16 protein-coding genes are annotated in these 18,737 nt (G+C 74.1%); 11 read left to right on the forward strand and 5 right to left on the reverse strand.

The window, feature by feature from the left end:
• Positions 1–229 precede the first annotated feature (229 nt).
• Entirely contained in the window at positions 230–1,051 is an 822-nt protein-coding gene (locus tag BBH68_RS36895) for a chaplin (RefSeq protein ID WP_065968274.1), read from the forward strand.
• Positions 1,052–1,207: 156 nt separating this feature from the next.
• Here the strand turns inward: BBH68_RS36895 and BBH68_RS36900 are convergent, their stop codons facing one another.
• On the reverse strand, positions 1,208–1,396 hold the full coding sequence (locus BBH68_RS36900; RefSeq protein WP_018537156.1) for a DUF5703 family protein: 189 nt from the start codon (positions 1,394–1,396) through the stop codon (positions 1,208–1,210).
• A gap of 47 nt (positions 1,397–1,443) precedes the next feature.
• On the opposite strand from BBH68_RS36900, the gene BBH68_RS36905 reads away from it, so the two are divergent.
• Entirely contained in the window at positions 1,444–2,148 is a 705-nt protein-coding gene (locus BBH68_RS36905; protein ID WP_065968276.1) for a hypothetical protein, read from the forward strand.
• A gap of 510 nt (positions 2,149–2,658) precedes the next feature.
• Here the strand turns inward: BBH68_RS36905 and BBH68_RS36910 are convergent.
• Together BBH68_RS36910 and BBH68_RS36915 are read right to left on the reverse strand one after the other, a co-directional pair.
• Complete coding sequence (locus BBH68_RS36910; protein WP_065968278.1) at positions 2,659–5,448, reverse strand: helix-hairpin-helix domain-containing protein; 2,790 nt, start codon at positions 5,446–5,448, stop codon at positions 2,659–2,661.
• Positions 5,445–6,428: an aldo/keto reductase gene (locus BBH68_RS36915; RefSeq protein ID WP_065968280.1), complete on the reverse strand. Its 984-nt coding sequence runs from the start codon at positions 6,426–6,428 to the stop codon at positions 5,445–5,447. The genes BBH68_RS36910 and BBH68_RS36915 overlap by 4 nt, the downstream gene beginning before the upstream one ends.
• 131 nt (positions 6,429–6,559) lie before the next feature.
• On the opposite strand from BBH68_RS36915, the gene BBH68_RS36920 reads away from it, so the two are divergent.
• Complete coding sequence (locus BBH68_RS36920) at positions 6,560–7,609, forward strand: LLM class F420-dependent oxidoreductase (protein ID WP_065968281.1); 1,050 nt, start codon at positions 6,560–6,562, stop codon at positions 7,607–7,609.
• A 269-nt stretch (positions 7,610–7,878) separates the two neighbouring features.
• Entirely contained in the window at positions 7,879–8,667 is a 789-nt protein-coding gene (locus tag BBH68_RS36925; protein ID WP_065968282.1) for a ferritin-like domain-containing protein, read from the forward strand.
• A 91-nt stretch (positions 8,668–8,758) separates the two neighbouring features.
• On the opposite strand, the gene corA is transcribed toward BBH68_RS36925, so the two are convergent.
• Positions 8,759–9,748 carry a magnesium/cobalt transporter CorA gene (gene corA, locus BBH68_RS36930; protein ID WP_065968283.1) on the reverse strand — a complete coding sequence of 330 codons (990 nt, stop codon included), beginning with the start codon at positions 9,746–9,748 and terminating at the stop codon, positions 8,759–8,761.
• Positions 9,749–9,917: 169 nt separating this feature from the next.
• Here corA and BBH68_RS36935 point away from each other — a divergent pair, with 169 nt between their 5' ends.
• The 4 genes from BBH68_RS36935 (at position 9,918) to mshC (ending at position 13,728) form a co-directional block, all read left to right on the forward strand.
• Entirely contained in the window at positions 9,918–10,607 is a 690-nt protein-coding gene (locus tag BBH68_RS36935) for a histidine phosphatase family protein (RefSeq protein WP_065968284.1), read from the forward strand.
• Between the two features lie 226 nt (positions 10,608–10,833).
• Positions 10,834–11,424: a DUF3090 domain-containing protein gene (locus BBH68_RS36940; protein ID WP_065968286.1), complete on the forward strand. Its 591-nt coding sequence runs from the start codon at positions 10,834–10,836 to the stop codon at positions 11,422–11,424.
• Positions 11,388–12,260: an SCO1664 family protein gene (locus BBH68_RS36945; protein ID WP_065968288.1), complete on the forward strand. Its 873-nt coding sequence runs from the start codon at positions 11,388–11,390 to the stop codon at positions 12,258–12,260. The genes BBH68_RS36940 and BBH68_RS36945 overlap by 37 nt, the downstream gene beginning before the upstream one ends.
• 238 nt (positions 12,261–12,498) lie before the next feature.
• Complete coding sequence (gene mshC, locus BBH68_RS36950; RefSeq protein WP_065968290.1) at positions 12,499–13,728, forward strand: cysteine--1-D-myo-inosityl 2-amino-2-deoxy-alpha-D-glucopyranoside ligase; 1,230 nt, start codon at positions 12,499–12,501, stop codon at positions 13,726–13,728.
• Between the two features lie 225 nt (positions 13,729–13,953).
• On the opposite strand, the gene BBH68_RS36955 is transcribed toward mshC, so the two are convergent.
• Positions 13,954–15,084, reverse strand: a complete 1,131-nt coding sequence (locus tag BBH68_RS36955; protein ID WP_076971105.1) for a PAC2 family protein — start codon at positions 15,082–15,084, stop codon at positions 13,954–13,956.
• Between the two features lie 348 nt (positions 15,085–15,432).
• On the opposite strand from BBH68_RS36955, the gene BBH68_RS36960 reads away from it, so the two are divergent.
• The 3 genes from BBH68_RS36960 (at position 15,433) to BBH68_RS36970 (ending at position 18,736) form a co-directional block, all read left to right on the forward strand.
• A complete protein-coding gene (locus tag BBH68_RS36960; RefSeq protein WP_104531505.1) occupies positions 15,433–16,776 on the forward strand; it encodes an enolase C-terminal domain-like protein in 1,344 nt (447 codons plus the stop codon).
• Positions 16,773–17,558 carry an SDR family NAD(P)-dependent oxidoreductase gene (locus BBH68_RS36965; RefSeq protein WP_065968292.1) on the forward strand — a complete coding sequence of 262 codons (786 nt, stop codon included), beginning with the start codon at positions 16,773–16,775 and terminating at the stop codon, positions 17,556–17,558. The genes BBH68_RS36960 and BBH68_RS36965 overlap by 4 nt, the downstream gene beginning before the upstream one ends.
• 143 nt (positions 17,559–17,701) lie before the next feature.
• Complete coding sequence (locus tag BBH68_RS36970; protein ID WP_065968293.1) at positions 17,702–18,736, forward strand: sugar ABC transporter substrate-binding protein; 1,035 nt, start codon at positions 17,702–17,704, stop codon at positions 18,734–18,736.
• Position 18,737: the final 1 nt, after the last annotated feature.

Below are 18,737 nucleotides of genomic sequence, written 5' to 3' on the forward strand. Positions count from 1 at the left end.
TGAATGGGGTCGTAGATTCATAGCTCGATTGCTCCTTCCTCGTTACATGGTGTGCGGCCCTCAACGGGGTCGCGGCATTGATCACGTGACGTGAAGTCACAGTCCGGAGGGGTGTGATCCCGGGTGGCCCCGGAGGCCGGTGAGGTGCTCCGGGGAGGCCGGGGATGGGGGGCGGGCGCTTCGGCTCGCGCGCATTCCGCAGGACGGAAGGCAGGGGAGCGAAAGAGTTATGCGACAGGTTGCGAAAAAGGGCCTGATCACCATGGCGGCGGCGGGCGGCGTACTGGCCGTGACCGGCGGCTACGCCTACGCGGGCACGGGGGCGGGCGCTACGACCGCGCACTCGCCGGGAGCCGTGTCCGGCAACTCGATCCAGGCACCCGTCGAGATTCCGGTGAACGTCTGCGGTAACACCGTGCAGATCCTCGGGGTGCTCAACGGGAGCGGGGGGACCGGCTGTGGCAACACGGTCGGCGGGGGCGCCTCCGGCGGCTCCCAGCAGAGCGGCTCCAGCGCGGAGAGCCGCACGGAGCACTCGCCGGGCATCGGCTCCGGCAACAACATCCAGGCCCCGATCCATGTGCCGGCGAACGTCTGCGGGAACGACATCGGGGTCGGCACGGGCGGAAACTCCGACTTCGGGGGCGAATGCGGCGGCGTCGTGGACGCCGAGCCGAGCGACCCCGGAGACCCGGGGCAGCCCGGCGACCCGGGTGACCCCGGAAACCCGGGCGACCCCGGTAACCCCGGTGACCCGGACGACCCGGGCAAGCCGCACCACCCCGGGGACGACAACCCGGGCGGCCACACGCCTGCCCCCTCCACACCGGGCAACAGCGGCGGCCACGGGGCGGGCCACGGTGGGCACCAGGGGGCCCAGCAGGCCGGCGCCCACGGCGCCTCCTCGCACCTCGGCGGCTCCCAGCCGACCGGCAGCGAGCAGCTCGCCCACACCGGCGCCGGGCCGGTCGCCATCGCCCTCCCGGCCGCGGCGGGCATGCTGCTCGCGGGCACCGTGCTCTACCGCAGGGCGCGGGCCGGCCAGCGCTGAGGAGCGCTGAGCAGCGCTCAGACCGGCACATCGCGCCGCCCCCGGCGCGATGAGATGAGGTGACAACGAGCGGGTCCCGCCACGGCGGGGCCCGCTCGGCGTTTCAGCCGTTTACGTCTGCATGGTTCGAGTCTTCACGGTTCACTCTTCGGCGATTCACCAGGTGGCGCGGAGCTGGCGGATGATCCGGCGGCGCAACCGCACCCTGCGGCTGCCGTCGGGATTGAGTCGAAGGCGGTCGAGCTCCCAGTGTCCGTACTCGGCATGATCGGTCAGCAAGCGCGTGGCGGCCTTGCGGGAGACCCCGCGCGGCACGTACACGTCGCAGAATTCGTATTCCGGCATCGCATCTATTGTGCGGGACCAGGCCCCCTACGGATAGCGTCTGCACTATGTCTGATGCTGCGCAGCCATCCGCTGCCGAGGTACGCGCCGCCGCCGAAGCGGTGAAAGCCGCACTGGATCGTCACCTCGACGCTGTCGAACGCCGGTCCGGGGAGGACGACCCGGCCGTCTACGCCGCGTTCAACGACCTGGCCGCGGCAGCCGAGGTGTACGACGAGCTGCTCTATGACGCCTACGACGAGGTGACGCCCTTCGAGATCCCAGGCGACGACTCCCTGCCCCCCTACGCCGGCCCCGACGAACCGAGTGCCCTGAGCGTGCTGATCCGCCGGGACTACGCCGTCGTCGAACCCCAGCGCCTGCTCGCGCAGGCCCGGCGGGTCGCCGAGCTGGACCAGGCCCCCGCGGAACAGGCGGGGCCGGCCGGCGCGGCGGTCGTCGGCGACAGCGTCCAGTCCGCCATCGGCGTGCTCTTCGGCGAATACGAACCGGACGAGATCGCCTCCCGCCACAAGGAGTTCGGCCTCGAGGAGGGCGACTCCACCCTGTGGGTGGCGGCCGGCGACGAACTCGCCGAGCCGGGGGAGTGGCTGGCCGCCCCCTTCGACCAGCCGGACCCGCAGCAGGTCGTCTGCCGCTTCGACGTGAGCTCGGTCTTCGACGAGGACCTCGACGACGACGAAGACGAGGTCGAGGACGACGACGAGGCGGAAGGCGAGGACGACCTGGAGGTGCTGGGCCCTGGCAACTGAGCCCGCCTGTCCTGAGCCCCTGCGGCGCCGCGGCGCCGCAGGGGCTCAGGCGTGCCGCCCGGCGCATGAGCCGCGTCGCCCCCTGGGCTCCGGCCGCGTAGGGCAGGTGCCGCGCGTGCCGGGCTGCGGGCTTCCGGGCCGCATGGCGTCACCGTGGCAGGCGCGGCGGCCGGCCCGCGCGGCGGGTGAGGGCCTCTCCACCGCTCCTCGTACGGCCGCGCCCGTGGGCCGCAGGGTGTCCGTCCGCCTGCGCTGAGCGTGCGGGCTCGCTCATGGGCCGCGTGGCTCTACGGGCCGCCGCCGCGGGGCTGCACGTGCCGTGCCGCACGCGTCACGCGGGCATGCCGGTCCGCGTGACGCCTCAGGTCCCTGCACGGCCCGTCTCCGGACGGCCGCAGGTGCCGGGAGTGCCGCCCCCGGGGCGCGGGAGCGCGGCCGGTGCGTGAGGGCGGCCGGTGCGTGAGAGCGCCTCCACGGCTGCCCCGCCCGCGTCCGGGGGCGGGGCGCCGGTCAGCGCGCCGTGGAGGGGAGCTGGGTCTGCAGCAGCGATCGCAGGCGGGTGGTCCGTTCCGTCGCCGGGATTTCGGCCACCGCCCGCGCCAGTGCCGCGTCCGCCCCGTGCACCACGGACAGGTGGCGCTCGCCACGGCTGAAGGCGGTGTACACCCAGGCCCGGGTCAGCCCCGCGGCGGCGTCTTGGGGCAGCACCACGACCGCCGCGGGCCAGCGCGTGCCGACGGCCTGGTGAGCGGTGAGCGCCCAGCCGGGGCGGACCGTGTCGGCGACCTGCTCGCGGGGCACCACGACGGCCGTGCCCGCGCAGTCGAGGTGTAGTCCCTCGGCGTCCGCCGAGACCACCGTGCCGGGCAGCGCACGGCCCGGCGCCGGGACATAGGCGACCCGGTCGCCCGGGTCGAAGCCGCCGAACCGGCCGGGTCCTGGGTTCAGCCGCTCCTTCAGGGCGGCGTTGAGCGCGCGGGTGCCCACCGCGCCGCCGTGGCCGGGGGTGATCACCTGTGTGTGCTCGGACGGCACGCCGAGGGCGCGCGGCACCGAGTCCGCGACGAGCTGGACCGTGCGGTGCACGGCCTCGCCCGCGTCGCGCACCGGGACGATCACCACTTCCTTGCCCGGCGCCTCGACCTGGTTGAGCTCCCCGATCCCGATGGCCGAGACCAGCTCCCCGATCGGCCCGGGGTCGGGCGTGCGGGAGACGACCTGGGGGCAGCGGCGGGCGGCCAGGAGATCCGCGAAGACCTTGCCCGGCCCCGCCGACCACAGCACCCCGGGGTCCCCGCTCAGCACCAGCCGCGCGCCGTCCGGCAACGACTCCACGAGCATCGCCGCGGTCTCCACGTCCAGCTGCGGGGCGTCCAGCACGGCGATCAGATCGAGCGCGAGCGCCCCGTCCTCGTCCCGCCCCGGACCCTCCTGGCCGGCGAGCAGCCCCGCGACGGTGACCGCCGCGGCGTCGTCGATCAGCTCGGCCAGCCGGCGCCTGCCGTCCTCGGTGTGCGCCGCCGCGTAGGCCCGCAGCCCCAGGGACCCGGCCGCGGCGACGAGCGCCGCCGGCTCGGCCCGGGCCGCCTCGCCGCCGGTGTGCGCGACCAGGCCGTGGCCCGCGACCGCGCGGATCAGCTCCGCGGCGGACGGGCTGGGCGCGGCGGCGGCCGCGGCCTCCCACCCGGCCGCGTCCGAACTGCCCGCGGCGCCATCCCCACCGCGCCCGGCCCCGACCGCGCCGACCGCGTGGCTTCCGGTCGCCACGCCTCCGGCCTCGGCAGCCGCAGTCCGACGGGTCGCCCCGTCCGCGTCGGCCGCACTGTCGGTGTCGGCTCCGGTCGCCCCGGGCGCGTCGGCCCTGGCTGTGTGGCTTCCGGTCGCCACGCCACCGGCCTCGGCAGCCGCAGTCGCGGCCGGAGTCGCCCTGCGCACGCCGGCCGCACTGTCCACGTCCGCCCCGGCCCCGGCCGCGTCGCCCCCGGCCGCACTGTCCGTGTCGGCTGCGGCCTCAGCAGCCCCGGGCTCATCGGCCCCGTCCGCCTCGGCCGCCCCGGCCTCCGCCTGACTGGCCGCAGCCCCGGTCGCTTCCGGCGCACCGCCCTCGTCGCCGCCCTCGTCGCCCGCGCCACCCGGCGCCGTCGCGCTCAGCCGGTCGCTGAAGGTGCTCGCCAGCCGGGCCAGGCCGTCGGCCAGGCTCTCCTCCGCCAGCGCGAAGCGGTCCAGCCCCAGAAGGACCCGCACCGGCTGCTCGTCCTCCTCGTCCCCGTCCCCGGCCGCCGGGCGGGCGGCGCCCGGGGTGTCGAGGGCGTCCTGGAAGACCAGCACCCGGCCGTCCGCGATCGCGGAGCGCAGCCCCGCGTCCGGGTCCGGTACGGACAGCTTGGCCAGCCCCGCGCGCAGCGCGGAGGACTCCAGCGCGGTGTGGCCTTCGAGCGCGGCGCGCTCGAGCAGCCAGACCGTGAGCGCCTGGGCCCGGCGCTCGTCGTCCGGCCCGCAGCTCGGGCCGAGCAGGGCACGGGCGAAGCCGTCCGCCTGGTCGGGGCGCACGCCGGGCACGGCGAGCAGCTGCCACGGGTCCTCGCGCAGCGCCTCGGCGGCCCCCTCGCCGAGCGCCGCCACGACCGCGCCGGCCAGGCTCTCGGGTGCGCCGCCCTCGGCGAGGACCCGCCGGACCTCGGCGGCGCCGGGAGCGTTGTCGACCGGGCCGGACGCGGCCCTGGGCACGACCCGAACGGGCTGCCCGGCCCCGGCCCCCGGCCCCGCGAGGGCCCCGCTCGCCGGGGCGAGTCCGCCGGGCGCGCTCGCCCGGGGCTGCTCGCGCCCCGGGCCGCCCGTGCGCTCCCGCGCCCCCTCGGGACCGGCCCCGCTGCCCCCGGTGCCGCGGGTCGCGGCTCGGCCCTGGCGGGCCGCGGGGGTGTCCGTGAAGAACGAGGCCGCCGACCGCTCCCCGCTCTCGACGGCCCGCACGGCCGCGGCCAGCGCCTCCGCGGCGGCGGACCGCTTGCCGCCTCCCGCGCCCCCGGCGCCCCCGGCGGCGCCGCGCGGCGCCGCCGGGGCGTCGCCCTGCGGCTGGGTGGCGTCGCCCGGTGGCTGGTTGGCGTCGCCCAGCCGCTGCGTGGTGTCGGCCGCGGCCTCCGCCCCGGAGGGTGGCGCGGCGCTTGGCCCCGCCGCACCCGTATCGGCATCCGTATCCGTATCCGTATCCGCGTCCGCGTCCGTCCCCGCCGCGGGGGCGCCGGTGGTGGGCTCCTCCTCGGGCGCGGAGGCGGCGTCGCCGGCGAGGCGGTCGGTACTCACAGCGTGCTCCAGTCCTGGTCGGGATAGCGGTGCACGGGCGCCGACACATCGTCGAGCGCCTGGCAGATTTCCTCTGGAAGACTAAGCGCCTCCACCGACAGCGCCGCCCTGAGCTGCTGCGCGTTTCGAGCGCCGACGATGGGCGCGGTGACGCCCGGGCGGTCGCGGACCCAGGCGAGTGCCACGTGCAGCGGGGTGGTGGCCAGGCCGTCGGCCGCGGTGCTGACGGCTTCGACGATCCGGCTCGCCTCCTCGTCGAGGTAGGGGGCGACGAAGGCGGCCAGTTGGTCGGAGGCGCCGCGCGAGTCGGCAGGGGTGGTGTGGCGGTATTTGCCGGTGAGCACCCCGCGGCCCAGCGGGGAGGAGGGCAGGATGCCCAGGCCCAGGTCCAGGGCCGCGGGCAGCACCTCCCGTTCGATGCCGCGCTGCAGCAGCGAATACTCCATCTGGGTGCTGGCGAGCCGGGTGTGCGCGCCGGGCGAGGCGAGCTGCCAGGTGGCGGCCTTGGCGAGCTGCCAGCCGGAGAAGTTGGACACCCCGGCATACCGCGCCCGCCCGCTGCTGACCGCGATGTCCAGCGCCTGGAGCGTCTCCTCGAGCGGGGTGGCCGGGTCGAAGGCGTGCACCTGCCACAGATCGACGTATTCGGTGTTGAGCCGCTGGAGCGAGGCGTCGAGCGCGCCCAGCAGATAGCCCCGCGATCCGTCGAAGCGGCGGTCGGGATCCGGGACGCTGCCGGCCTTGGTGGCGATGTGCAGCTCACGGCGCGGTACGAGGCCCCCCATCAGCTGGCCCAGGATGTACTCCGCTTCGCCGTCCGCGTACACATCGGCGGTGTCCACGAGGGTCCCGCCCGCTTCCCAGAACTCCTTGAGCTGATCCGCCGCGTCGTGTTCGTCCGTGTCCCGCCCCCAGGTGAGCGTGCCGAGCCCGAGGCGGGATACGCGCAGGCCCGTGCGGCCGAGGTGCCTTAGCTCCATGAACGTTGAGATTACTGGCCGCGCCACGAACCGTGGCGGCCTGTGGATAACCCGGTCCTGACGTACCCGGACGCGGCGCGCTAGAGTCCCCGCGACAGGGACGTTACTGATGGGTAAGGGGTGCGTGCGGCATGAGGCTCGGAATCAACCTCGGCTACTGGGGCGCCGGGATGGACGCGGACAACCTGGCGGTCGCCCGGGAGGCAGACCGCCTCGGCTACGCGGTCTGCTGGGCCGCGGAGGCGTACGGCTCCGACGCTGCCACCGTGCTGGCGTGGGTGGCCGCCCAGACCGAGCGCATCGACGTCGGCTCGGCGATCTTCCAGATCCCGGCCCGGACGCCCGCGATGACGGCGATGACCGCCGCGACCCTCGACTCGCTCTCCGGAGGCCGCTTCCGGCTCGGGCTCGGCGTCTCGGGGCCGCAGGTCTCCGAGGGCTGGTACGGGGTGCGGTTCGACAAGCCGCTCGCCCGCACCCGCGAGTACGTGGAGATCATCCGCAAGGCCATGGCGCGCGAGCGCCTGACCCACGAGGGCGAGAACTGGACCCTGCCGCTGCCCGGCGGCCCCGGCAAGCCCATCAAGCTCACCGTGCACCCGGTGCGCGAGCACATCCCGCTGTACATCGCGGCCATCGGCCCGAAGAACCTCGAGCAGACCGGTGAGATCGCTGACGGCGCGCTGCTCGTCTTCTTCGCGCCCGAGCACGCCGAGGCGACGACCCTGAGCGCGATCCGCGCGGGCCGCGAGAAGGCGGGCAAGAGCCTGGACGGCTTCGACCTGGTGCCGACCGTCCCGCTGGCCGTCGGCGACGACATCGACGCCCTCGCCGACGTCTTCCGCCCCTACACCGCGCTGTACGTGGGCGGCATGGGCAGCGCGAAGCAGAACTTCTACAACAAGCTGGCGCAGCGCATGGGGTACGAGAAGGAGGCCGCCGAGATCCAGGAGAAGTACCTGGCCGGCGACAAGGAGGGCGCCGCCGCGGCCGTACCGCGCGAGCTGATCGACTCCACGACGCTGCTCGGCCCCGTCGAGCGCATCGCCGACCGCATGCGCGCGTACGCCGAGGCCGGCGTCACCACGCTGTCGCTGTCCCCGTCGGGCTTCACCCTCGAAGAGCGCGTCGCGGGGCTCCGCGCGGGCATCGAGGCGCTGGAGCGAGCCGGGCTGGCCTAGCGCACCCCGCGCCCCGGGCGGTCCCGGCCGGGACCCCCGGGCGGCGGCTGTCCGGGGAGGGGAAGATCTGCGGCCGTGGTGGGGGCTCGGGGTGTCTTCCCCGCCACGGCCGTCACCCAGCACAACGCTCAGGCCCCCGGGCGGTTACGCGAGCGCCCGACACCTCGCCGGTCCCTCGGCCGGTGGAGCGGAGGAGGCCACCTGTTGCCGCGCCCGGCGCCCGGCATTTGACTTTTGCTGCGCGGACGTCGGGCACGGAGGTGGCGGAGATGCTCTCGGCGAAAAGGCTGTTCCAGGAGATTGTCGACAACGACGAATCCTTCCGGCTCTTGTGTTCCATCGCCGCCGGCGGCGAGGCCCAGGGCGGCTGGGAGAACGGCAGGATCGCCACCCTCGTACCGGACAGCGAGCGCGCCCTCGCCCCGAAGATCGCCCGGCACGGCGCGGACGAGGACAAGCACGGCAGGATCTTCAACGCCCTGCTGCGCCGGCGCGGGCTCGAACCGGTCGAGGTCCCGCCCGAGACCGACTACACCATGCTGCTCGAAGCGCGCGGTGTCGGCCTCGCCCACGACAAGCTGCGCCGCGACGCACCGCTCACCGAGCACGACATCGTCGCCTACCTCGCCCACAGCCGGGTCACCGAGCAGCGCGCGGCCGGCCAGATGGCGATGCTGTGCCGGTTCTTCGGGGACGACCCGCTCCTCGGCCGCGCGCTCAAGATGATCGCGGGCGACGAGGAGAACCACCTGGCCTACTGCCACGAGGAGCTGCTGCGCCTGGCCGCCGCCGGGCACGGCCGGGCGATCCGGCGCGCCCTGAGGGAGTGCGCGCTCGTCGAGGCCCGGGTGCACCGCGACGTCAGCCTCGCCGTGATGGCCCGTATGGGCCGCATCCTGGGCTGGTCGCGGGCCAGGGGGGCGCTGCTGACGGCGGGCGTCCACGCCGTGTACCTGTACGAGCGGCTCGGCGGCTGGCGGCGCATGGTGACCCTGCGGACGCCGGAGCGGCTGGACGCGCTCGGCGGGCCCGCCGAGCCCACCCCCGAGTTCGCCTGACACCCGGCCGCGCCGCCCCGGCCGGTCGCTCCCCCGCCCGGTCGGCCGCCTACGTTTGCCGCGCCGCCTACAGCCCGGCCCCGCCGCCCGGTCAGAGCCAGCCGCGACGTCTGAAGAATCGGTACAGCCCGAAGATCGTCCCGCCCATGAGCATCAGCACCGCGGGATACCCCCACCGCCACCCCAGCTCGGGCATGTACTCGAAGTTCATGCCGTAGATCCCGGCGATCATCGTCGGCACCGCCGCCATCGCCGCCCACGCCGAGATCTTCCGCATGTCGTCGTTCTGCCGCACGCCCATCTGCGCCAGATGCGCGGACAGTATGTCCGACAGCAGCCGGTCCAGCCCCTCCACGTGCTCGTTCACCCGGGTCAGATGGTCGCTGACGTCGCGGAAGAACGGCCGGGACCCCTCGTGGACGAACGGCAGCCCCGTCCCCGCGAGCCGCATCATCGGGTCCCCCAACGGACCGGTGGCCCGCCGGAATTCCAGCACCTGGCGCTTGAAGGTGTAGATCCGCCCGGCCGTGTTCCCCACCGCCCCCGCCGGGCTGAACACCTCCGCCTCCAGCTCGTCCAGGTCGACGCGGAGCGCGTCCGCGACGTCCAGGTAGTGGTCCACGACCGCGTCGGACACCGCGTACATCACGGCCGTGGGCCCGTGCTGGAGCACGTCCGGGTTGCTCTCCAGGCGCTCGCGCACCGTTCCCAGCGGATTGGTGTGGCCGTGCCGCACGGTCACCACGAAGGAGTCGCCGACGAACACCATCAACTCCCCTGCGGTGACGCTGTCGGCGGAGTCGTCGTACTCGACCGGCTTGAGCACCAGGAACAGCGAGTCGTCGTAGACCTCCAGCTTGGGCCGCTGGTGGGCGCGCAGCGCGTCCTCCACGGCCAGCGGGTGCAGCCCGAACTCGCTCGTGACCAGGTCGAACTCCTTCTCGGTCGGCTCGTGCAGCCCGATCCACAGGAAGGAGTCACCGGTGGCTCTCGCCTCCGCGAGGGCGTCGGAGAAGTCGGCGGGCCCCTCGGTTCGGCGCCCGCCCCGGTAAATGGCACAGTCCACGATCACGCCGGGCATTCTGCCCCCTTCCGCTGAAAGCACACCGGGCGGCCTCCGGGCGAGCCCGGACGTAGGGCACCGGGCCACGGGCTGGGGCACGGGGGCACGGGGTACGAGGCACGGGGCCACGGGGTACGAGGCACGGGGCCACGGGGTACGGGGGCACCGGGGCCGTAGGGTGGCAGGCATGCCCACGCTGATCCTCGTACGGCACGGCCGGTCCACCGCCAACACCGCGGGACTCCTCGCGGGCTGGACGCCCGGCGTCGCACTCGACGAGCGCGGCGCCGCCCAGGCCGCCGCCCTCCCCGGGCGGCTCGCCGCGCTCCCGCTGGCCGCCGCCGTCACCAGCCCGCTGCAGCGCTGCCAGGAGACCCTGGCCCCGCTGCTGGCCGCCCGGCCGGAGCTGCCCCTGCACACCGACGAGCGGATCGGGGAGTGCCACTACGGCGACTGGTCCGGCCGCAAGCTGGCCGAGCTCGCCGACGAGCCCCTCATGCAGGTCGTCCAGCAGCACCCGTCCGCCGCCGCCTTCCCGGGCGGCGAGTCCATGCGGGCCATGCAGGCCCGCGCGGTCGACGCGGTGCGCGACTGGAACGCCCGGATCGAGGAGGAGCACGGCGCCGACGCGGTCTACCTGATGTGCTCGCACGGCGACATCATCAAGGCGCTCGTCGCCGACGCCCTGGGCATGCACCTGGACCTCTTCCAGCGCGTCTCGGTCGAGCCCTGCTCGGTCACCGCCATCCGCTACACCCGGCTGCGCCCCTTCCTCGTGCGGCTCGGCGACACCGGCGACTTCGGCTCCCTCGCGCCCCGCGAGGACGGCGCGGGCGAGGGCCGGTCCGGGGACGCTGAGGTGGGCGGCGGCGCGTGAGCACCGTGATCGCCGGGCGCAGTAGGGTGGTGCCGCGGCGCCGCCCAACCGCGGGCAGCCGTGACCGGGCAGGTGTGTGACCTCGGCAGTCAGCGGCCGAGGCCGCCGAAAACCACGCCGAACCATGTCGAAACCCACCGAAGACCACACCGAAGACCTGCCGAAGACCACGCTGAACTACGCCGAAGACCACGCCGAACCACGTCGAAACAAATGGAGCAGGACGTTGTCCCGTCAGGTGTTCCTCTATGACCCGCCGGACCGTTTCGTCGCCGGCACGGTCGGGCTGCCCGGGCGCCGCACCTTTTTCCTGCAGGCGTCCGGGGGCGGCCGGACCACCAGCGTCGCGCTTGAGAAGACCCAGGTCGCCGCGCTCGCCGAGCGGATAGACGAGCTGCTGGACGAGGTGGTGCGGCGCACCGGCGGAAGCGCCCCGGTGCCGGCCGTCGCGCCCCCCGAGCTCACCGACACCGCGCCGCTGGAAGTCCCCGTGGAGGAGGAGTTCCGGGTCGGCACCATGGCGCTCGCCTGGGACGGCGAGGAACAGCGCATGATCGTGGAGGCGCAGGCCCTCGTCGAGCTGGAGGCGGAGTCCGAGGAGGACCTCGCGGAGGCCGAGGAGCGGCTGCTCCAGGACGAGGTCAACGGGCCGCCGATGCTCCGCGTGCGGCTCACCGGGCCCCAGGCGCGCGCCTTCGCCAAGCGCGCCCTGGAGGTCGTCAACGCCGGCCGCCCGCCGTGCCCGCTGTGCAGTCTGCCGCTCGACCCGGAGGGACACGTATGTCCGCGCCAGAACGGATATCGCCGCGGGGCGTGACGCCTCCGGAGCCGTCCGAGCTGCTGGCGCGGGGCGAGCTGACGGTGCGCGGACGGGTCCGTGAGGCGTCCAACGCGGTGCTGTACTGCACGGTCGAGTACGAGGGCCACAGCGCGGCCTGCGTCTACAAGCCGGTGGCGGGGGAGCGCCCGCTGTGGGACTTCCCGGACGGCACGCTGGCCCAGCGCGAGGTCGCGGCGTACGAGCTCTCCGAGGCCACCGGGTGGGGCCTGGTGCCCCCGACCGTGCTGCGGGACGGGCCGTACGGGCAGGGGATGTGCCAGCTGTGGATCGAGGCCGCCACCGGCGGCGACGGCGAGGACTCCGAGGACGGCGAGGACGGCGACGGGGCCCCGGGGCTGCTCGCGCTCGTCGACGGCGACGAGCCGGGTCCCGGCTGGAAGGCCGTGGCCTTCGCCGAGGTGGACGAGGGCCGCACCGCGCTGCTGGTGCACGCCGACGACGAGCGGCTGCGGCGGCTGGCCGTCCTCGACGCCGTGATCAACAACGGCGACCGCAAGGGCGGCCACCTGCTGCCCACCGCCGACGGGCGGCTCTACGCCATCGACCACGGTGTGACGTTCAACGCGGACGACAAGCTGCGCACCCTGCTGTGGGGCTGGGCCGGCGAGCCGCTGACCGACGAGGCGCTCGCGGTGCTGCGCCGGCTCGCGGACCGGCTGGCCGACGGGGATCCGCTCACCGCCCGGCTGTCCGAGCTGATCACCGAGACCGAGATCGCGGCGCTGCGCGCCCGGATCGCGGGCCTGCTGCGGTCGGGGCGCCACCCCAAGCCCAGCGGGCAGTGGCCCGCCATCCCCTGGCCCCCGGTCTGACCGCCCCCACCGGCCACCAACCGGCTCCCGGAACCACGCCCGAAAACGGCCCGGAAAGGGTGCCCCCACCGGCCCCGCAGTGCGGCCTGCGGGGGTGCCCCCACCGGCCCCGCAGCCGGCCTGCGGGGCCGAAGCGGCAGACACAGCAGGTCACGGGCGAATTCGCAAGACCGCCTATCAAGCCAACCAGACCCCATCCGGTTCGTATCCGGAAGGGGCGTCCGGTTACGCTCGACACATGTATGCCTGGCCCGCTTCCGAGGTGCCCGCCCTGCCTGGCAGAGGCCGCGACCTGAGGATCCACGACACCGCGACCGGGGGATCGATCACCCTCGACCCCGGCCCCGTCGCCCGCATCTACGTCTGCGGGATCACCCCGTACGACGCGACCCACATGGGACATGCGGCGACCTACAACGCGTTCGACCTCGTACAACGCGTGTGGCTCGACACCAAGCGGCAGGTTCACTACGTCCAGAACGTCACCGACGTCGACGACCCCCTGCTTGAGCGCGCCGTGGCGAAGGGCCTCGACTGGACGGCTCTCGCCGAGCGTGAGACCGCCCTGTTCCGCGAGGACATGACGGCGCTGCGGATGCTGCCGCCGCGCCACTACATCGGCGCCGTGGAGGCGATCCCCGGGATCGTGCCGCTCGTGGAGCGGCTGCGCGACGCGGGCGCCGCCTATGAACTCGAAGGCGACATCTACTTCTCCGTCGAGTCGGACGCCTCCTTCGGCGGCGTCTCCGGGCTCGACGCCGAGGCCATGCGGCTGCTGTCGGCCGAGCGCGGCGGCGATCCGGACCGACCAGGCAAGAAGAACCCGCTGGACCCCATGCTGTGGATGGCCGCCCGCCCCGGCGAGCCGAGTTGGGACGGCGGCTCCCTGGGGCCCGGCCGCCCCGGCTGGCACATCGAGTGCGTGGCCATCGCGCTCGATCACCTCGGCATGGGCTTCGACGTGCAGGGCGGCGGCTCCGATCTCGCCTTCCCGCACCACGAGATGGGCGCCTCCCACGCCCAGGTCCTCACCGGTCAGCGGCCGTTCGCGAAGGCGTACGTGCACGCGGGCATGGTGGCCCTGGACGGCGAGAAGATGTCCAAGTCCAAGGGCAATCTGGTCTTCGTCTCCGCGCTGCGCCGCGACGGCGTGGACCCGGCGGCCATCCGGCTCGCGCTGCTCTCCCACCACTACCGCGCGGACTGGGAGTGGACCGACGGCGTGCTCCGCGAGGCCGAGGAGCGCCTGGCCCGCTGGCGCGCCGCCGTCTCCCGCCCCGACGGCCCGTCGGCCGACGGGCTCCTGGACGAGATCCGCACCGCCCTGGCGAACGACCTCGACGCCCCGGCCGCGCTCGCCGCGGTCGACCGCTGGGCGGCGGCGCAGGCGTCGGAGGGCGGAACGGACGAGGGGGCTCCGGGCCTGGTGTCCCGCGCGGTGGACGCGCTGCTGGGCGTCGCGCTGTAGGGCCTCTCGTTTGGATCACGCCGGGCTCGCCGGCCGCTGACTGCCGACCGGGCCCGGGGTCTCGCCCCCGGGCCCGGTCCGCACGCCTTCGGGGAACACCGCGCGTTCGGTCAACACCGCCGCGTTCGGGGAACACCGCGCGGGACCGAGAGGGCGCGAGGCGCGCCGCCCGGTCCCGCCTGATCCTGGCCCCACCCGCTCCGGGGCCGCCTGCTCCCGGTCCGCCTACTCCTGCTCGTCGGGGCGCTCGCTGCCGCCCTCGCCGCCGTCGCCCGGCCCGTCAACGGATCCGGAGCCGGCGTCCGAGCCGGTGTCCGACCCGGCGTCCGACCCGGTGTCGGCCTCGTCCCGCGCCGAAGGTCTCCGCGGACGTGTCGAGCCCGTCGACCCCGTCGAGCCGCCGGATCCGGAGGCCGACGAGTCGCGCAGATACGAGCCGGGGCCGCCCGCGCCCGCGTCCCGGCCGTCCCCGAGCCCGCCCCCGTCCGTGGCGTGTCCGCCCGGGCCCGGCTGGCCGTCCCGGCGCCGCAGATAGCGCTCGAACTCGCGGGCGATCGCCTCGCCCGACGCCTCCGGCAGCTCGGCCGTGTCGCGTGCCTCCTCCAGGGACTGGACGTACTCCGCGACCTCGCTGTCCTCCGCGGCGAGTTGGTCCACCCCGAGCTGCCAGGCGCGCGCGTCCTCCGTCAGCTCGCCGAGCGGGATACGCACGCCGATCAGGTCCTCGAGGCGGTTGAGCAGGGCCAGGGTCGCCTTGGGATTCGGGGGCTGCGAGACGTAGTGCGGCACGGCCGCCCACAGGCTCACCGCCGGGACGCCCGCGTGGGTGCACGCCTCCTGGAGGATCCCGACGATGCCCGTCGGCCCCTCGTACCGCGACTCCTCCAGATCGAGGGTGCGGGCCAGGTCCGGGTCGGAGGTGACGCCGCTGACCGGCACCGGCCGGGTGTGCGGGGTGTCGCCGAGCAGTGCGCCGAGGACGACGACCATCTCGACGCCCAGCTCGTGGGCGTACCCGAGGATCTCGTTGCAGAACGACCGCCAGCGCATGCTCGGTTCGATGCCGCGCACCAGCACCAGGTCGCGGGGCTTGTCGCCGCCGCTCGCGCGGACCACCGAGAGCCGGGTGGTCGGCCAGGTGACCTTGCGGATTCCGCCCTCCAGCGCCACGGTCGGCCGGTTGACCTGGAAGTCGTAGTAGTCCTCGGCGTCGAGCGCGGCGAAGACCTCGCCCTTCCATTCCCGATCCAGGTGCCCGACCGCGGTGGAGGCGGCGTCTCCGGCGTCGTTCCAGCCCTCGAAGGCACAGATCATGACCGGGTCGATCAGCTCGGGAACCCCCTCAAGCTCGATCACCCAGCGCCTCCTTCCGACCGGGGCGGACGGGTCCGTACCGCCACCAGCTGCAGTTCCATTCGCGTGCGTCCCAAGCCTACGGCTTCCCGGCCCCCGGGCCGCAGCCCCCATGTGAGGGTGGGCCTGCGGAGGGGCAGTGGCGGGGAGGGGAGCGGACAGAGAAATGATCAAGGAAGCCCGTACGGCGAGCAGCCGACAAGGGACCTGTTGATTCATCCGACCTGTGCTCCGAGGCTCCCGGGAAAGTTCGCGCACGCCCCTAGACGAGACGGCTCCGACGGCGCTATACATCGGATCACCGCGAAAGGTCCGATGTTCTATCGCGCTGCACAGGGAGTCCCGTTGAGATTGCGCCCGACCGTCACCGAGATCGAGGTCCACGACGTCCGGTTTCCCACCTCGGAAGAGCTCGACGGCTCGGACGCCATGAACCCCGACCCCGACTACTCGGCGGCGTACGTCGTGCTGCGCACCGACGGGACCGAGGAGACCGGCGGCGGCCCGGCCGAGGGCCACGGGTTCGTCTTCACGATCGGCCGTGGCAACGATGTCACCGCGGCCGCGATCCGTTCCCTGCGCCCCCATCTCGTGGGCCGCCCCGCCCCGCTGACCGCCGCCGATCTCGGCGCCCTCTACCGGGAGCTGACGCACGATTCGCAGCTGCGCTGGCTCGGGCCCGAGAAGGGGGTCATGCATATGGCGGCCGGCGCGGTGGTGAACGCCGCCTGGGACCTCGCCGCCCGGCAGGCGGGCAAGCCGCTGTGGCGGTTTCTCGCCGACATGCCACCCGAAGACCTCGTCGAGCTGGTCGACTTCCGCTACCTCACCGACGCCCTCACCCCCGACGAGGCGCTCGAGATCCTGCGCGCCGCCGAGCCCGGCCGCGCCGAACGCGCCGCGCTGCTGGTCGAGCGGGGCTACCCGGCCTACACCACCTCCCCCGGCTGGCTCGGCTACTCCGACGAGAAGATGGTCAAGCTCGCCCAGGAGGCCGTCGCCGACGGCTTCCGGCAGATCAAGCTCAAGGTCGGCGCCGACCTCGACGAGGACCTGCGGCGGCTGCGCCTGGCGCGCGAGGCGGTGGGCCCCGAGGTGCGGATCGCGGTGGACGCCAACCAGCGCTGGGACGTGGCCGAGGCGCTGCGCTGGACCCGCGCCCTGGCGCCGTACGAGCCGCACTGGATCGAGGAGCCCACCAGCCCCGACGACGTCCTCGGCCACGCCGCCATCCGCAGCGGGCAGCCCGTCAAGGTCGCCACCGGCGAGCACGTCGCCAACCGCGTCGTCTTCAAGCAGCTGCTCCAGGCCGGCGCCGTCGACTTCGTACAGATCGACGCGGCCCGGGTGGCCGGCGTCAACGAGAACCTGGCGATCCTGCTGCTCGCCGCCAAGTTCGGGGTGCCGGTCTGCCCGCACGCCGGCGGCGTGGGACTGTGCGAACTGGTCCAGCACCTGGCCATGTTCGACTTCGTCGCGGTCTCCGGGAGCTGGGAGGACCGGGTCATCGAGTACGTCGACCACCTCCACGAGCACTTCGACGACCCGGCCGTCGTCGAGGGCGGCCGCTACCGCGCCCCGGCCCTGCCCGGCTCCTCGGCCCGCATGCACCCCGGATCCATCGCCGCCTACCGCTACCCCGACGGGCCCCAGTGGCAGGCCCGGACCGCCGCACGACAGGAGGGAACCCCGTGAACCAGGCCCATCCCACCGGCGACTTCGACGGACTGGCCGCGCTCGTCACCGGCGGCGCCTCCGGCATCGGCGCCGCGATCGCCGCCCTGCTGCGCGACCGCGGCGCGCGGGTCGCGGTGCTCGACCGCGACCCGGCCGGCGCCCCCGCCGGCACCCTCCCGGTGAAGGCCGACGTCACCTCCGACGAGGCCATACGGAACGGGGTCGCCGAGGTGGTCGCCGAGTTCGGCGCGCTGCACACCGTGGTCGGCAACGCCGGGATCGGCGCCATCGGCACCGTCGAGGACAACTCCGACGAGGAGTGGCGGCGGGTGCTCGACGTCAACGTCCTGGGCCTGGTGCGCACCGCCCGCGCCGCGCTGCCCCATCTGCGCGCCGCCGCCGCCGAGCGGCCCGGCGCCGTCTCCATCACCCACACCTGCTCCATCGCCGCCACCGCGGGACTGCCGCAGCGCGCCGCCTACAGCGCCAGCAAGGGCGCGGTGCTCGCGCTGACCCTCGCCATGGCCGCCGACCACGTGCGCGACGGCATCCGCGTCAACTGCGTCAACCCCGGCACCGTCGACACCCCCTGGGTCGGCCGGCTGCTCGGCCGGGCCGCCGACCCGGCCGCCGAGCGCGCCGCCCTGGAGGCCCGTCAGCCGACCGGACGGCTGGTGTCCGCCGACGAGGTGGCCGCCGCCGTCGCGTATCTGGCCGGCCCGGCCGCCGCGGCCGTCACCGGCACCGCGCTGGCCGTCGACGGAGGGATGCAGGGCCTGCGCCTGCGCCCCGCCACCTGAACGGCCACCTGAAGGGCCGTACGACCCCTGCCCCGCGACCCCCGCCCCGCGACCCCCGCCCCCTGACCCTGCCACCTGAACCCCGCACGCACAGCCCCCAGCCCAGGAGCACAGAGCCGCACCATTCCACCAAGGACGGGACGATGACGAGACTCCGCACGACCGGCACCGTCGCCTGTGCCGTGCTGCTCGCCGCCGCCGCACTCGCGGGCTGCAACCGCGAGAGCAACGGCGCGGGCGGCGGCAAGGTCGGCATCGACATGCCGCGCACCGACACGGACTTCTGGAACTCCTACCAGCAGTACCTCGAGAAGGGCGTCGACGACGGCACCGTCGACGCGCTGCCGCTGTCCAACTCGCAGAACGACATCGCCAAGCTCGTCGCCAACGTCCAGGCCCTCACCGACCAGGGCGCCAAGGCCATCGTCATGGCCCCCCAGGACACCGGGGCGATCTCCTCCACCCTGGACCGGCTCAAGGAGAAGAAGATCCCCGTCGTCAGCGTGGACACCCGCCCCGACGCCGGCGAGGTCTACATGGTCGTACGGGCCGACAACCGCGCCTACGGCACCAAGGCCTGCGAATATCTGGGCAAGCAGCTGGGCGGCAAGGGCCGGGTCGCCGAGTTGCAGGGCGACCTCAGCTCCATCAACGGCCGCGACCGGTCCGAGGCCTTCGCCTCCTGCATGAAGGAGAAGTTCCCGGGCATCACGGTGCACGAGCTGCCCACCGACTGGAAGGGCGACGTCGCCTCCGCCAAGCTGCAGAGCCTGCTGGCCCAGCACAAGGACGTCGACGGCATCTACATGCAGGCGGGCGGCGCCTTCCTGCAGCCCACGCTCGCGCTGCTGGAGCAGAAGAAGCGACTCAAGCCCGCCGGGTCGGACGGGCACATCACGATCATCTCCAACGACGGCATTCCGGAGGAGCTGGACGCCATCCGCTCCGGGAAGATCGACGCCACCCTCTCCCAGCCCGCCGACCTCTACGCCAAGTACGCGCTGGAGTACGCCAAGGCGGCCCTGGACGGCAAGAAGTTCAAGCCCGGCAAGACCGACCACGACTCCGAGATCGTCAAGATCAAGAACGGTCTGGAGGACCAGCTTCCCGCACCCCTGGTCACCAAGGAGAACGTCGACGACAAGACCCTGTGGGCCAACCAGCTCGAGAAGAAGTAGC

It is taken from the genome of Streptomyces sparsogenes (genome assembly GCF_001704635.1).
Taxonomy (GTDB): Bacteria; Actinomycetota; Actinomycetes; order Streptomycetales; family Streptomycetaceae; genus Streptomyces; species Streptomyces sparsogenes.